Origin of the sequence: Halovenus halobia (assembly GCF_051414135.1) — an archaeon.
Taxonomy (GTDB): Archaea; Halobacteriota; Halobacteria; order Halobacteriales; family Haloarculaceae; genus Halovenus; species Halovenus halobia.
Map to the genome: position 1 here is coordinate 187,906 of NZ_JBLKOA010000003.1, position 14,272 is coordinate 202,177.

At 62.5% G+C, this 14,272-nt stretch carries 13 protein-coding genes; 10 read left to right on the forward strand and 3 right to left on the reverse strand.

The window, feature by feature from the left end; genetic code table 11:
- The first annotated feature begins 25 nt into the window (after positions 1-25).
- From lysX to ACMGFM_RS10140, 7 genes are all read left to right on the forward strand, one after another.
- Positions 26-883, forward strand: a complete 858-nt coding sequence (lysX, locus tag ACMGFM_RS10110) for a lysine biosynthesis protein LysX (protein WP_436902444.1) — start codon at positions 26-28, stop codon at positions 881-883.
- On the forward strand, positions 880-1,917 hold the full coding sequence (gene argC, locus ACMGFM_RS10115) for an N-acetyl-gamma-glutamyl-phosphate reductase (RefSeq protein ID WP_436902445.1): 1,038 nt from the start codon (positions 880-882) through the stop codon (positions 1,915-1,917). Before lysX ends, argC begins: the two co-directional genes overlap by 4 nt.
- 64 nt (positions 1,918-1,981) lie before the next feature.
- Complete coding sequence (locus ACMGFM_RS10120) at positions 1,982-2,830, forward strand: acetylglutamate/acetylaminoadipate kinase (RefSeq protein WP_436902447.1); 849 nt, start codon at positions 1,982-1,984, stop codon at positions 2,828-2,830.
- Position 2,831: 1 nt separating this feature from the next.
- Positions 2,832-3,959 (forward strand): aspartate aminotransferase family protein, encoded by a 1,128-nt coding sequence (locus ACMGFM_RS10125; protein ID WP_436902449.1) that lies wholly within the window; start codon positions 2,832-2,834, stop codon positions 3,957-3,959.
- 19 nt (positions 3,960-3,978) lie between these two features.
- On the forward strand, positions 3,979-5,028 hold the full coding sequence (locus tag ACMGFM_RS10130; RefSeq protein ID WP_436902452.1) for a [LysW]-lysine hydrolase: 1,050 nt from the start codon (positions 3,979-3,981) through the stop codon (positions 5,026-5,028).
- Complete coding sequence (gene argF, locus ACMGFM_RS10135) at positions 5,025-5,918, forward strand: ornithine carbamoyltransferase (protein ID WP_436902453.1); 894 nt, start codon at positions 5,025-5,027, stop codon at positions 5,916-5,918. Before ACMGFM_RS10130 ends, argF begins: the two co-directional genes overlap by 4 nt.
- A gap of 232 nt (positions 5,919-6,150) precedes the next feature.
- Positions 6,151-6,741 (forward strand): hypothetical protein, encoded by a 591-nt coding sequence (locus tag ACMGFM_RS10140; protein ID WP_436902455.1) that lies wholly within the window; start codon positions 6,151-6,153, stop codon positions 6,739-6,741.
- Positions 6,742-6,747: 6 nt separating this feature from the next.
- On the opposite strand, the gene ACMGFM_RS10145 is transcribed toward ACMGFM_RS10140, so the two are convergent.
- Entirely contained in the window at positions 6,748-8,199 is a 1,452-nt protein-coding gene (locus ACMGFM_RS10145) for an alpha/beta hydrolase (protein WP_436902457.1), read from the reverse strand.
- A 510-nt stretch (positions 8,200-8,709) separates the two neighbouring features.
- Positions 8,710-10,227, reverse strand: coding sequence for a glutamate-cysteine ligase family protein (locus ACMGFM_RS10150; protein WP_436902459.1), 1,518 nt, complete (start codon positions 10,225-10,227; stop codon positions 8,710-8,712).
- 182 nt (positions 10,228-10,409) lie between these two features.
- Here ACMGFM_RS10150 and ACMGFM_RS10155 point away from each other — a divergent pair, with 182 nt between their 5' ends.
- The 3 genes from ACMGFM_RS10155 (at position 10,410) to ACMGFM_RS10165 (ending at position 13,109) form a co-directional block, all read left to right on the forward strand.
- On the forward strand, positions 10,410-11,183 hold the full coding sequence (locus tag ACMGFM_RS10155; protein ID WP_436902460.1) for a DUF7089 family protein: 774 nt from the start codon (positions 10,410-10,412) through the stop codon (positions 11,181-11,183).
- Positions 11,184-11,270: 87 nt separating this feature from the next.
- A complete protein-coding gene (locus tag ACMGFM_RS10160; protein ID WP_436902462.1) occupies positions 11,271-12,521 on the forward strand; it encodes an aminoacyl--tRNA ligase-related protein in 1,251 nt (416 codons plus the stop codon).
- A gap of 87 nt (positions 12,522-12,608) precedes the next feature.
- Positions 12,609-13,109 carry a GNAT family N-acetyltransferase gene (locus ACMGFM_RS10165; RefSeq protein WP_436902464.1) on the forward strand — a complete coding sequence of 167 codons (501 nt, stop codon included), beginning with the start codon at positions 12,609-12,611 and terminating at the stop codon, positions 13,107-13,109.
- On the opposite strand, the gene ACMGFM_RS10170 is transcribed toward ACMGFM_RS10165, so the two are convergent.
- Complete coding sequence (locus tag ACMGFM_RS10170; RefSeq protein WP_436902466.1) at positions 13,106-14,233, reverse strand: ORC1-type DNA replication protein; 1,128 nt, start codon at positions 14,231-14,233, stop codon at positions 13,106-13,108. The genes ACMGFM_RS10165 and ACMGFM_RS10170 overlap by 4 nt on opposite strands.
- Between the last annotated feature and the right edge of the window lie 39 nt (positions 14,234-14,272).

Genomic DNA, 14,272 nt, shown 5'->3' on the forward strand with positions numbered 1-14,272 from the left:
GCCGCCGTACGGCACGGAGATACACATGAAAGTCGGAATCTGTTACTCACGGATCCGCCGCGACGAGAAGCTGTTACTCTCTGAGCTTCGGGACCGTGGGCACGATATCGCAAAGATCGACGTTCGCAAGCAGACGTTCAGTCTCTCGGAACCGCCCGAATCGTTCGCGGATGTCGACGTACTCGTCGACCGGTGTCTCGCGACGAGTCGGAGTCTCTACACCACACGGTTCGCCGAGGCTTACGACATCCCGATTGTCAACAGCGCCGAGACGGCGGCAATCTGTGCGAACAAAGTCAAAAACAGCCTCGCGCTCGAAGGGGCAGGTGTTCCCACGCCTGCGACTGACGTTGCCTTCACGAAAGAGTCGGCGATGGATATCGTCGAGAAGTTCGGCTACCCCTGCGTGCTCAAGCCGGTCGTCGGCTCGTGGGGTCGCCTGATGGCGAAAATCGACTCCGAGTCCGCAGCGGAGGCCATCTTCGAGCACAAGGAGACGCTGGGTCACTACGAACACAAAGTCTTCTACATCCAGGAGTTCGTCGACAAGCCCGGTCAAGACATCCGCGTCGTTGCGCTGGACGGCGAACCAGTCGGCGCAATGGTCCGCAAATCTGACCACTGGCTGACCAACGCTGCCAAGGGCGCGGAAACTGAAGAGTTCGAGTTGGACGATGAGGCCCGCGAACTCGTCGCAGACGCAAGCGAAGCAGTCGGCGGCGGGCTCTTGGGTGTGGATCTAATGGAAACCGGTGATGGTTACACGGTTCACGAGGTCAACCACAACGTCGAGTTCAAGGCACTGAACGAAGCCATCGACACGGACGTGCCCGCGGCGGTGGTCGACTGGCTGGAGACCGAGGTTGCGGAGGGTGAACAATGACCTACACCGCGAGTGTCGTCGGCGGCAGCGGCTTCACTGGCGGTGAACTGCTCCGATTGCTCGCCGGCCACCCCGAATTCGAGGTCGCACAGGCAACCAGTCGCTCGAAGACGAACAAGACCGTCGGCAACGCCCACCCGAACCTCCGGAATCTGGATCTTCGGTTCTCTGACCCGGAGGAACTGGAATCAGTCGACGTACTCTTTGCAGCGACGCCACACGGCGTCTCGATGGGGTCAATCGACCGCTTTCAAGACGTGGCTGACACGGTCGTCGACCTCTCCGCAGATTTTCGCCTCTCCGCAGAGTCGCAGTACGACGAGTGGTACGACGGCCACGAGCGTCCCGAACTGCTCGAACAGTCGGTCTACGCGCTGCCCGAACTGAACCGCGAGGCACTGCCCGGTGCTGACCTCATCGCCGCCGGTGGCTGTAACGCGACGGCAACGATTGTCGGGCTGCTTCCACTGGTCGAAGAGGGTATTCTCACCGGCGACGAGCAGGTTGTGATTGACGTGAAGGTTGGGTCGAGCGAAGGCGGTGCCGGCGGCGGCGAGGCCTCCTCACATCCCGAGCGCTCGGGTGTCGTGCGGCCGTACGCGCCGACAGGCCACCGCCACGAGGCCGAAATCGAGCAGTTCCTCGGTCTCGATGTCTCCTTTACCGTGCACGCAGTCGACATGATCCGCGGTGCGTCAGCAACCTGTCACCTGTTCCCCGGCGAGCCAGTCTCGAACAGCGACCTCTGGAAAGCCTACCGCGGCCAGTACGCCGACGAACCGTTCGTCGACATCGTCGCCGGCGGGAGCGGTGTCTACCGCTACCCAGAGCCAAAATCTGTCGCCGGATCGAACCGCGCAGAGGTTGGCTTCGACGTCGATGCCGCGAACAAACGACTGGTCGTCTTCTCGGCCATCGACAACATGATGAAAGGCTCGGCCGGGCAGGCAGTCCACGCCGCAAATATCGCGCTTGGACTCGAAGAGACGGCCGGACTCGAACTTACCGGATTCCACCCGGTTGGTGCGCCATGACTTCCGGAAGACGGTCCGACGGCTGCGGCTTCCGAGGGCACGCTCACCATACGAGGTGGTTCGTGTGACGGTAGTCGTCAAGATTGGCGGCGCTCGCGCAGTCGACCCTGCCGGCGCGCTCGCAGATATCGCAACCATCGCCGAAGACGAAGACGTGGTCGTCACCCACGGCGGGTCGACGGCCGTCGACGACACGCTGGAACGACTTGGCGTCGAACCGGAGTACGTCGAGACGCCATCGGGCGTCGTTGGTCGGTTCACCGACGAGGAGACGATGGAGGTCTTCGAGATGGTTCTTCCGGGACTGTTGAACACCGAGATGGTCGCCTCGCTCCAGAGCGAGGGCGTGGACGCTGTTGGCCTCTCAGGTGTCGATGGGAAACTGTTGCACGGGCCACGCAAGTCAGCAGTCCGGGTCGTCGAGGACGGCAAGCGAAAGATTCGTCGCGGCGACCACTCTGGAAGCATCAAAGAAGTGAACACAGACCTACTGGAGACGTTGCTCGACGCTGGACATACACCAGTTGTGAGTCCGCCGATGGCCGGGAGTGACGAAGACGACGACGGAAACTCGGTCATCACGGCAGTGAACACTGATGCCGACCGAACCGCCGCGACGCTGGCTGGTGCGCTGGGTGCACGACTCGTCCTGCTAACGGACGTGCCGGGCATCCTCGAAGACCCAGACGACGAGTCGACGTTGATCGAGGCCGTCGAGACGCCGACGGAATTCGAGCAACTAGAAGCCGCCGCCGAGGGCTTCATGGGTCGGAAAGTGATGGCAATCGAGGAAGCGCTGGCCGGCGGTGCGAGCACAGCAATTGTTGCCGACGCGAATGCCGACCAGCCGATTACGAGCGCGCTCAACGGAGCCGGAACACACGTAACCGCGGACGCACTAACGGAGGAGTAACATGAGTGGATTCATCTTTTCGGAGAAACCGATCGAACTCGTCGAAGGTGACGGCTCGTACGTCACCGACAGCAACGGCACCGAGTATCTGGACATGGGCGCAAGTTACGCCTGTGTCCCACTTGGCCACGGCCACGAGGCAGTTGATGAAGCAGTCCGAGACCAGCTCGACCGACTCACCTACGTCCAGGCCTCCTACCCGGTCGAAATCCGGACGAAGCTGTACGAACTGCTCGCCGAGACGGCCCCGAAGACTGTCGACAAGGTCTGGCTCTGCAACTCCGGAACGGAAGCCAACGAGGCAGCACTGAAGTTCGCCCGCTCGGCGACGGGCAACTCGAAAATCGTCTCGACGAAGCGTGGCTTCCACGGCCGGACGATGGGTGCGCTCGCGACGACGTGGAAAGATAAGTACAAGAAACCGTACGAGCCACTGGTCGGCGACGTGGACTTTGTCCCCTACGACGACGCCGAGGCAATGGCCGACGCCATCGACGACGACACCGCCGCAGTCATCGTCGAACCCGTCCAGGGCGAGGGTGGCATCAACCCTGCTCGGAAGGAGTTCCTCCAGCGGACGCGGGTCGAAACCGCGACGAGTGGCGCGGCGCTCATCTTCGATGAAGTCCAGACTGGCATGGGCCGAACAGGCACACTATGGGCCTCGGAATGGGCCGACGTGGTGCCGGATATGATCACGAGCGCCAAAGGACTCGGCAACGGCCTGCCCGTCGGGGCAACGCTGTGCCGGGACTGGATTGCCGACAACTACGGCTCACACGCCTCGACGTTCAGCGGTGGCCCCGTCATCTCGGCGGCCGCTCACGCCACCGTCTCGACCATCGTCGACGAGGAGATTCCCGCCCACGCCGACGAGATTGGCGAGTACATGCGCGCCGAACTCGAGGCCGAACTCGGCGACGACGTACGCGATGTCCGCGGCGAGGGGCTGATGATCGGTATCGAGGTCAAACGCGGTGCAAACCGCATCCTGCGCGACCTCGCAATCGACCAGCAGTTGCTCGCACTGCCGGCCGGCCGGACTGTGGTGCGACTGCTCCCGCCGCTGACGTTGAGTGAGGACGAGGCTGACGAGGCAGTCGACGCACTGAGCGAGGTGATTGGCTGATGCACTCGGAGGTGCCAGGATGAGCGTCATCCAGCAAAACGAAGCGCGTGAACTGTTGACAAAGCTCGTTCGGATTCCCTCGGTAACGGGCAACGAACGCCCCTGTGCCCAGCAACTCGCCCGGTTTTTCGAGCGCCACGACCGAGAGGTCTGGATCGACGATGTCGGAAACGTCCGCGCGCCGGCCGACGATACTGCGCTGTTAACCTCACACATCGACACAGTGCCGGGCGACATTCCAGTTCGCATCGAGGAGGAAGCTGGCGACGAGATTCTCTGGGGTCGCGGGAGTGTCGACGCGAAAGGACCGCTGGCCTCGATGGCCGTCGCCGCTGTGCGAACCGGCGCAAGTTTCATCGGCGTCGTCGGCGAGGAAGTCGACTCACGGGGCAGTCGATACGTCGTCGAAGACCGCGAGTCCGTGCCGGACTACGTGATCAACGGCGAGCCCTCTGGCTGGGACGGCATCACCCTTGGCTACCGGGGGCTGCTCGGTGGTACCTACGTGGGCACTTCCGAATCGGGCCACTCCTCGCGGCCAGAGAACAACGCGATTCAGGACGCAATGGAGTGGTGGAACCGCGTCGACGAGGAGTTCGAGCACGACGAGTGGGTGCAGGTATTCGAGCGCGTGACCTGCAAACCAATCGAATTCCAGGGTGGCGTCTCCGACGACGGGCTCTCTGTCGAGGCGACGATGAACGTGCAGTTGCGGATTCCCCCGTCCTACGCTGTCGACGAGGTTCGAGAGATTGCTGACGGCCATCTCGACGGCGGGACGGTCAACTGGCACGACAAGGTTGAACCGGTGATGGCGAGTCCACGGACGCCCATTGCGCGGGCGTTCCGGGCAGCGATTCGTCAGGAAGATGGCGACCCGCGAATGCTGCGCAAAACCGGCACCAGCGACCAGAACGTCTTCGCTCACGCGTGGGATGTCGAGACCGTCTCCTACGGCCCGGGCAATTCAGACCTTGACCACTCGCCGAACGAACATCTCTCGATGGCCGAGTACGACAAAGCAGTGTCTGTACTCGAAACAGTCACCGAACGTCTCCAAGACTCATGACAACCGATATCGTCGACGTTGACGACCTGACCGCCCCAGAAGTAGCGGACGTACTTGACCTGGCAGCCGACCTCAAGTCGGCACAGCAAGCGGGCAACGGCCGGAGGCCGCTTGCAGACCAGACGCTGGCGATGATTTTCGAGAAACCCTCGACCCGAACGCGGGTCTCCTTCGAGACGGGAATGACACAACTCGGCGGCCACGCCATTTTCCTCGGCCCTGACGACATTCATCTGGGTCACGGCGAGCCAATCAAAGACACGGCGAGAGCGGTCGCTCGCTATGCCGATTTCATCATGGCGCGGGTGTTCGACCACAGCGACGTGGTCGAACTCGCCGAGTACGCCACCGTGCCGGTCATCAACGGGCTAACCGACGACGCCCATCCGTGCCAGACGCTGGCTGACCTGTTGACGATTCGCGAGCGCTTCGACGGCTTCGATGTCGATGTCGCGTGGGTTGGCGACGGCAACAACGTCTGTCAGTCGTTCGTCGTCGGGTCGGCAATGACAGATATCGACCTGACTGTCGCTACACCAGACGGCTACGGTATCGACGACCACGTTCATGAGCGCGCTGCTGACCTTGGGAACGCGCCAGCGGAAACCACGGACCCCGACGCAGCCATTGCTGAGGCCGATATCGTCTACACCGACGTGTGGGTCAGTATGGGCCAGGAGGACAAGCGCGAGCAGAAACTGGCCGACTTCGAGGGCTTTCAGTTGACTGCCGACCGCGTCGGCGACCGGCCGGTGATGCACTGTCTGCCCGCTCACCGTGGCGAGGAGATTACCGACGAGGTGCTCGAAAGCGACAACGCAGTCGTCTGGGACCAGGCGGAGAACCGCCTCCACGCTCAGAAAGGACTGTTGGCGTGGTTAGCGGAGTAGTGCAAGCGTCCGCGCCGGAGGCGCGGTTCGCCGGAAGACGCGTGGCGTCTTCCGAGCCCTCAGTCGTTCGCGGTGCTCACTCCCGAGGACACCGGACGCGCCGCTGGCGCGTCCGGACTTTTTCGCCCACGTTTTTGCCGCGAGCGGTGCGCGAAGCGCACCCGAGCGGGAAAAAGGTGGAAACTTGTAAATCAGGGATAACGTTATCCGGCCAGACCGGGTAAGAAAGGGAATGGGAGATAACAGAAGCGGACGGGACAAGCAAGCTCACGACGAAGTACGGCGCCAGCAGAAACGCGAGATGATAGCGGAACTCGAGCGGATGGACGAGACCGAACCGCCAATTCCGGAGCGGGACCTCCACGAGCTCAAAGACGAACTCGCCGAGGTGTCGTTTCCGGCGACAGGTGCCGAACTTGTCGCCGAAATCGGCGAGGTGCCGGTGTACGAGGAGTACGTCGCGGCCGACCTGCTCCCGGAGACTGACAACGACCGGTACGAGACGCCAGGCGCGGTGACAGCACAGGTCCAGCGGCCGACCGTCGCTGGCGCAATGAAAGCGGTGACCGAAGCGAGTGACGCCGCCTCGACAATCGAATTCGGCCGGTCGCAGTGGGACGCCTACCAGAAGACGTTCCGAGCACTCGTCGCCATCGACGGCGACGACGACGACGAACTGGTAACAGTGATGACCGACTGGGTGCTCGAACAAATCGAGACGAAAGAGGACCTCCCCGGGTCGCGTGGTGTTCGCCGCAAGGCCGCGAAAGTCTGTCGGGCAGAAGGGTACGAGGTCAGCAACAACGACTGGCTGGGCGTGTAGCGACGGTCAGAGTTCGTTCGACAGAAACGCCGCGATTTGGTCGACCACTCGCTTGGCAACTGGATTTTCGGGAGTCGTCCACTCCCGTGGCCGAGACGGTCCCGAACCGGGCTGGAAGCGGTGGTTCAGGTCCTCGAAAACGACAATCTCTGTCTGCGGATCGCCACCGATGGCTTCGCGCCACAGCGGCAGGTCGTCCTCGGTCGTGACCAGATAATCTCGGCCGCCCTGCACCAGAAGCGTTGGAACGTCGAGGCTGGCTGCCGTCGCGGTGTGGTCGTATTCCTGAAGCGTGCGCCAGAACGGTCGACCGCGAGCGCCGCCGCCGAGGTTGAGCGTCTCGTCCTCACCAATATCGAGCGTCCGGAGCTGTTCTGCCAGCGCCTCGGTTTCGGCGAGCGCCTGCTCGTCGGTAGCGCTCAGCTCTCCGTCGAGTGTCAGGACGTGGCGTGTCTGTCTGACGATGGCCTCGTGGATTGGCTCCGCCAGCGGTGCGAGCATCACCATCCCCGCGGCGTCGGCCCGCTGGGCTATTCGGGGCGCGACGCGACCGCCGAGGCTGTGACCGGCGACGACGACCTCACCGACGCGGTCAACTGCGCGGAGTCGTTCGACGGCCGTCACGGCGTCGTCCGTCACGAGGGCGTCGAGCGTCGCCTCGGTTCGGTCGACATCGCAGGCGAGCGGCCGCTGGTCGTACCGGAGCACCGCCACGCCGCGGGAGGCCAGCCCTTGTGCGAGTTCGCGAAACGTCTTGTTCGGGCCGGCAGTCTCGTCGCGGTCCTGGTCGCCGCTGCCGTGGACCAGTACGACGCCGGAACGGTTTTCGCTCGAGTTCGGCACCGATAGCGTCGCGCCGAGTTCGCAGTCACCCGGCGCGTCGAGGGTGAGTTCGCGCTCGGAGAAGGCAGCGGGGTCGACGTAGTGAGGTCGGGTCCACTCCGAAGCGGGAGTCGCGAGAAACTCCGCAATCTCGCCCTCGCTGAAGGCGTACTCGAAGGTGACGGCGCGGTCGGTCAACTCCGCTCGGATGAGCACCGTCGCCAAGCCGTCGTCGCGCTCGCCGCGGTACTCGGCGGAGCGAACTGTTTCGAGGTCGCCGTAAATCCCAATCTGGCGGCTCCAGACTTGCTCCATCTGAGCGGGTGGAATCTGTTCGGCGAAGCGCTCGGCGACGAGGTCGTAGGCCGTCTCGTACTCGCCGGCGTCGAGCAGTTCGACGAACTCTCTGGCGCGGGATTCGAGGTCTGCAGGCCCGAGTGTGTCCGTCTCGTCGGCCCCGTCGTCTGGCTGGTCGGTGGAGTCCGGTTGCTGTGTCTTGTTGGCGTTAGTCTCGTTTTCGCCGGGGTCGTCGGTGTCCTCGCTGTCGAGACAGCCAGCCAGCGCGAGCACCGCACCCGTTCCGAGGGTCTGGAGCGTCCGTCTACGGGTGCGCTGTGTGGTCACGTCGTCAGTCATTGTCGAGTGATGCGGTCGGAGCGTGGTAATGGTTCTGTGACCGCAGATTCACGGGAAGCGTTCGCACAGTGAGGTGAGTGCGGCCAGCGTCGCGGCCGGACGACGGCGTGGCTGTCGAAGCCTTCGAGGGCACCGGATTCGGACGCTCGAGTGACTGCATACGTCGGAGAACGGTCGGGAGACGAATAGAAACGCCGGCAGAATTTCAGTCTGTGAAACACGGCGCTGGCGTGCTGTCTCGTGCTGGCGCGGCTAAGTTGAGAGCGCACTGGTCTATCAGGGGTTACCAGGCCCGGACGAATCGAGAACGCGGGCTGCTGTCGTCGTCACGAGTCCGCGCCGAAGGCGCGGTTCACCGGAAGACGCGCGGCGTCTTCCGAGCCCTCAGTCGTTCGCGGTGCTCACTCCTGAGGACACCGGACGCGCCAGCGGCGCGTCCGGACCTTTTTCGCCCACGTTTTTGCCGTGAGTGGTGCGCTCCGCGCACCCGAACGGAAAAAAGGTGGTGGGCTACAGCCAATCGGTGAAGCAGCCCTCAACCAGTGTATCGGCCTGTCTGTCGATGTATTCGGCCTGCATCCCCCAGATGGCTTCGGGGAGGGGGACGCCGCCCTCGACGCTCGCGCGGACGTGTTCATGTTTCCAGCGAGCAGGCGTCGTCCGGCGGTCCAGCCGCTCCCGGAGTGGGCGGATGTACCGACGTGCTTCGTCGGTCGACAGCCCCCGGAGTTCGAGGCCGTCGCGTGCAAACTCGAAACACTCGCCACAGATTTCGTCGATTGCAGTCGTCTCCTCGCCGTCGGCGGTGATCCAGCTGAGGTCAGCCTGCAGTCCGTCCTCGACAGCCGCGTAGAAGTTTTGCTTGGCGTCTGCCCACGAGAGCTGTGCGATGGGGTGCTCGCGGCGTGGGAGACTCTCCATCAGGCCGGCAAAGACGGCCTCGAAGGCGATACAGTCCCGGACGGTTGGTTGTGCTGGAAGCGGACGGAACTCGATGCGAGCGTTCGCGGACGAGCGGGAACTGCCGTCGAAAACGGGCCGGACCCACCGCCAGTAGCTGCCGTGTTTGTGCCGGAAATGCCGGAAGCTGTCGTCGAAGCGGTCCAGCTCCGGCACGTTCACCGGGACGATACAGGTGTCCTCGACGATGTCGTCGATGGCCTCATCGACGGTCTCGAACTCCGGCGGGAAGCAGACCTTCGGGTTCTCCTCGGCTTCGCTGGGGGGGTTGAGCACAGACTCGAAGACGTGGATCCGGTTTTCCATGTGAGCGTCGGAGACAATCTCGGCGTCAGGGGCGTCGTCGTAGAGGTCCGGCGGGAAAAACGGCGAGTTGACCCCAACAGCCAGCAACGGGGCGGCGACCCGTAACGCGTAGTTGAAGTACTCCGCGAGATCCGGCGCGTGTGGCACCTGGTAGTGTGGCTGAATCGAGGTGATGAGGCTCTCTGGCATCACCGTCTCGGTATCGAGCGTCACGTGAGGGGCGTCAAGGCGACAGCCCGCGGGATACTCCGAGTTCGCCATCGCGTGGTATCGGACCGCGTCGCTCATGTTCGTCGCAATCCGCACGCCGTCCTGTTCGATAGCGTCGGTGAGATACTCTGTCGCTGTCTCACCGGTCGGCGGGACCGTCCACATCCCGTCAGAAACGAGTTGAATGTCCTCTGCGGCAGTCTTCTCGATTGCGGGCGCAATGTGGGCCTGAATTTCCTTCTCCTGAGCGTCCAGTCCGTAGGTCGTCAGCGGCAGCGGCGTCGTCTGCATCTCGGCGTTGTGCAGTCCAAGTTCCTTCTCGAAGCCGATGAGACCGAGCAACCCGCGGGGCATCCGTCGGAGCGCATCGGTACGGGCGTCGACGGCGTACAGTTCGAGTTCCAGCCCAACCAGCGCCTGCGTGTTGTCGAAGGTTCCTTCCTTGACCTCCGATTTGAGCTGGTCGGCTTCTGCTCTCGCCTGCGAGCGAAACTCATCGTCGTCGACAGCGAGGGCCTCCCGGACTGCCGCGGCGAGTTCCAAATCTGGCATATCCGGTCGGTTCGGCCGGGAGTCGTTTGAATGGCCCGGTCTCGGCGGGAAATCTGTGCCTTTTTATCCATGCTCCAGAAATCGAGACGTATGAGCAATGCAACGAAAATTGTCCTCGGAACGGTCGCTGCCTCGCTGGTGATTGGTGTGGCAATTGTCGCTACCATCATCGTCGGACTCTGATGTTCACCAGTCGGACGGTAAGCGACGCGGTCGAAACAGTTCGTGAGAGACACGCCCCCGACGCGCTCGTTCTCGACTGTGCGAACGATTTCAAAACCATCCCGCCCGAACAGGCCGAAGAACTCGGGCTGGTTGTCGACAGCCTCAGCCCGGTGACATATCCCGCGGAGTGGCTGCCAGCAGACGCACCGGAGATACTCCAGACGTACGCGAGTTCCGAGCTGACCATCGGAATGGCTGGTGACGGCGGCGTCGCGTGGACGCGACAGACAGAGCCACCGGTCGTGTTCTACAAGCCACGGCTCGACGGTTCGCCGGACTCTTTCGTCGACTTTCTGCTCGCCGAAGCACTCGTCGAGGTTGGATTGGACGTGCCAGAACAGATGCTCGGCTTCTTTGGCGAGGACTATGTCGAGTTCGCGGCGGCGCTGGATGACAAGCTCGGGCCTGTCGGCAGCTACCAGTTGGCGGTGGCCTGCTACGACGCCTACCTCGGTCTCCAGACGCGAGCAGTCTTCGCCGAGTGGGACGGGCCGCTGTTCGAGGCGTGGGTCGACGCGGGTGACCGCCTCTCTGGTCGACTCGAAGAACTGCCGGCCGCCATAGCGAGCGGCGAACTGTCCGTCCCGGAAGCGGCCGAGTTAGCCTGTAACGGTATCAAACACGCTGGGGAGATTCCCGCCCCGTTCGACGCACTTGACGCCGAGGTCTACGTTGACCACGGTCCGGCCTACGCCGTCGAGTGGGTCGAGCGTGTCGCCGAGACCATCTGAACAGAGCCGAGACCGCGGATATTTATTCGGCGGTAGACAGCTTCGAAGTACGACCAGTGCGGCAAAACCCACGACAACGAGACCACCATGCGCCGAAGTGAGCTAACACTATTTACGAGCAGAGAGCCGGGAAGCCAGGACAACGAGACGGTCAGACTCGCCCAGCGGGCGGGGCTAATTCGACAGTTCGGGAGCGGCCTGTACGGCTTCGCACCGACCGGCCAGCGTATCCGTGGCCGAATTATCGACCATGTCGACAGAGAGATGCGTGCCATCGGTGCCCGTGAAATCTCACTGCCACAGCTCAACTACAGCGGAATGTGGGAGGAGAGCGGTCGCTGGGGCGAGTTCGGCGGCGAGATGTTCACCTTCGAGAACCGCGACGGCAAGCGCATGTGTCTCGCGCCCTCTCACGAGGAGGGTATCGTGCGCCTGCTGACGGGAACCATCCGCTCGTACGAGGACCTGCCCGGCCTCTACTACCAGATTAGCCGCAAGCACCGCGACGACCACGCACGGAGCGGACTCTTGCGCACGAAGGAATTTACGATGAAGGACGCCTACAGCGTCCACGCAACGGTGGAATCGCTCGATGAGCAGTACGAGCGAGTTCGCGAGGCGTACATCCGGATTTTCGAGGATCTGGATATCGAATTTGTCATCGCCGACGCCGAGAACAACCTGATGGGCGGGTCCGCTTCCGAGGAATTTCTGGCTGTCGCCGAGACCGGCAGCGCGGACCTGCGGCGCTGTTCGGCCGACGACTGTCGGTTTGGCGTAACCGACGAATCACCACAGTCAGGCCTGGAGGCTGGCGCGGAGTGCCCCGAGTGTGGTGGGAATCTCGTCGCGACCGAGGGTGTCGAAATCGGTCACATCTTCAAACTCGGGACACGCTACTCCGAGTCGATGGGGCTGACCGTCGACCTGGCAGACGGGAGTCGACAGGACGTGTTGATGGCGAGTTACGGCGTCGGGGTCGACCGGTTGCTGTACTCACTCCTCGAACAGCACGCCGACGACGATGGCTGTCGCTGGTCGGCCGATGGCTCTGGAATCGTCGCACCGTACGCTGCTGCCATCATTCCACTGCAGTACGACGACGAACTTGCAGCGGTGGCTGACTATCTCTACGAAGACTGTGGGCCCGACCAGACGCTGTTGTTCGACGACCCCGACCAGTCCATTGGTGAGCGCTTCGCCGAGAGCGACCTGCTGGGCATTCCGTACAAAATTATCGTCGGCAACGAATTCCGTGAAGGCGGCGAGGTCGAACTCGAAAGCCGCGATGGCGACACCGAATACGTGACAGTTGAGAAAGTTCCCGAGCGAATCTGAGTTCGGTAGTTCGACAGCCGTGTATACAGTGTATTTTTGTGTATACTCACCAGAGCGTACATACGATTCGCGCCTGATGCAGCAGCTATGAGCAGCGGGCAGATCCGCGAGGCCGAGACCACAGACGTGGCCGAGATTCAGTCAGTTGCAACCGCTGGCTGGCGGGAAACGTACGACGAGATTCTTGCCGAGGAGACCATCGAAAACGCACTGGCAGAGTGGTACGAGGAGACCGGTCTTCGAGGGCAAATCGAGAACGACACGGTTGGCTATTTTGTTGCCGAGGTGAACGAGTCAGTCGTCGGCTACTGCTCCGGGAGCACTGATGGGTCAACCGCGGTACTCGGTGCACTCTACGTCGTGCCTGACCGTTGGGGCGCGGGGTTCGGGACGGCGCTGCTCGAGCGATTCGAGCGCTGGGCACGCGAGCAGGGCTGTACTGATATCCAGATTGCGGTGCTCGCCGACAACGACGTTGGGAGTCGCTTCTACGAGGCCCGTGGGTACAGCGTCCAGGACAGAGAGACAGAGGAGCTATTCGGAGAGGAAGTGTCGATACAGCTGTTCGGCGGCCCGCTGGAGGGTTAGAGACGGTCGGTGACAGCCTCGGCGTCGTAGTTGAGATTCAGTTCTCGGGAACGGCCCCGGCCATCGACGTCGGTGTAGCTCGCGTCGATAATCCCAAGCTGGTCGAGTTTGTTGATGATCTCCGAGTAGCGAGTGTAGCCCAGATCAGTCTCGTCGTTGAAGATATCGTAAATCTCGCCAGCCTGTTTGCCGGCGTGGTTGGCAATCACCCGGACGAGTGCGGTCTCTGAGTCGGAGAGTTCCTGCAGTCGCCGCGAGAGGTGGACGTACTTCGAGGTTTCGTAGGCCTCCTCGACGTCTTGGAGTTCGACGTGACGGCTGGCGCGCATCTCGGCTTTGAGGCCAGCGCGTCGAAGCAAGTCGATGCCCACCCGGAGGTCACCACCCTGTTCGGCAGTCAGTTCGGCGATACGGTCGAGCACCGACGTAGTGATCACGTCGTCGTGGAAGCCGCGATTCGCTCGCTCGCCGAGAATTTCGGCTATTTCGCTCTCGCCGTAGTTCGGGAAGTAGACGTCTTCCGGGCGGAAGACGCTCTGGACGCGGCCGTCGAGTTCTTCGAGAATGTCCAGGTCGAGGTCCGAGGAGACGAGAATGACGCCGATTTTCGCGCCGCCCTGTTCTTCGTGAGCACGCAGCATCGAGTACAGCGTGTCCGAGGCTTCGGACTCGTAGAAGAGGTAGTTCACGTCATCCAGCGCGACGACCAGCACCTCGTCGTCCTCGACGAGTTTGTCCGTCACCTGCGAGAACAGCTTCTTGAACGAGATGCCCGACGACGGCGGTTCGTACTCGAAGACACCCTCGAAGAGTTGTGAGAAGACGGCGTATCGCGTCGAGTTGACCTGACAGTTGACCTGGATTGCCTTCACGTCAGTCTGGGCACGCAGTTCGTCGAAGATGATCTGGACGGAGGTTGTCTTGCCGGTGCCGGGCGGCCCCTGTGCCATCACGTTCAGCGGCCGAGAGCCGCGCACGGCAGGTTTGAGTGCGTATTTCAGACTCTCCATCTGGCTCTCCCGGTGGAGGAAACTCTCGGGGACGTAATCAATCTCGAAGACGTGTTCGTTGCGAAAGACGGACTCGTCCCAGGACAACATCTCCTCGTCGGAATCGTCCGTCATTATACTTTCACCGAGCTTGCGACGGCACTTAACAGTACC

Coding starts and splice junctions, on each gene's coding strand:
- ACMGFM_RS10150 (WP_436902459.1), bottom strand. CDS start 10,227: ATGCCAGATTTGGAACTCGCCGCGGCAGTCCGGGAGGCCCTCGCTGTC.
- ACMGFM_RS10170 (WP_436902466.1), bottom strand. CDS start 14,233: ATGACGGACGATTCCGACGAGGAGATGTTGTCCTGGGACGAGTCCGTC.
- ACMGFM_RS10160 (WP_436902462.1), top strand. CDS start 11,271: ATGCGCCGAAGTGAGCTAACACTATTTACGAGCAGAGAGCCGGGAAGC.
- ACMGFM_RS10155 (WP_436902460.1), top strand. CDS start 10,410: ATGTTCACCAGTCGGACGGTAAGCGACGCGGTCGAAACAGTTCGTGAG.
- lysX (WP_436902444.1), top strand. CDS start 26: ATGAAAGTCGGAATCTGTTACTCACGGATCCGCCGCGACGAGAAGCTG.
- ACMGFM_RS10145 (WP_436902457.1), bottom strand. CDS start 8,199: ATGACTGACGACGTGACCACACAGCGCACCCGTAGACGGACGCTCCAG.
- ACMGFM_RS10125 (WP_436902449.1), top strand. CDS start 2,832: ATGAGTGGATTCATCTTTTCGGAGAAACCGATCGAACTCGTCGAAGGT.
- argF (WP_436902453.1), top strand. CDS start 5,025: ATGACAACCGATATCGTCGACGTTGACGACCTGACCGCCCCAGAAGTA.
- argC (WP_436902445.1), top strand. CDS start 880: ATGACCTACACCGCGAGTGTCGTCGGCGGCAGCGGCTTCACTGGCGGT.
- ACMGFM_RS10165 (WP_436902464.1), top strand. CDS start 12,609: ATGAGCAGCGGGCAGATCCGCGAGGCCGAGACCACAGACGTGGCCGAG.
- ACMGFM_RS10140 (WP_436902455.1), top strand. CDS start 6,151: ATGGGAGATAACAGAAGCGGACGGGACAAGCAAGCTCACGACGAAGTA.
- ACMGFM_RS10130 (WP_436902452.1), top strand. CDS start 3,979: ATGAGCGTCATCCAGCAAAACGAAGCGCGTGAACTGTTGACAAAGCTC.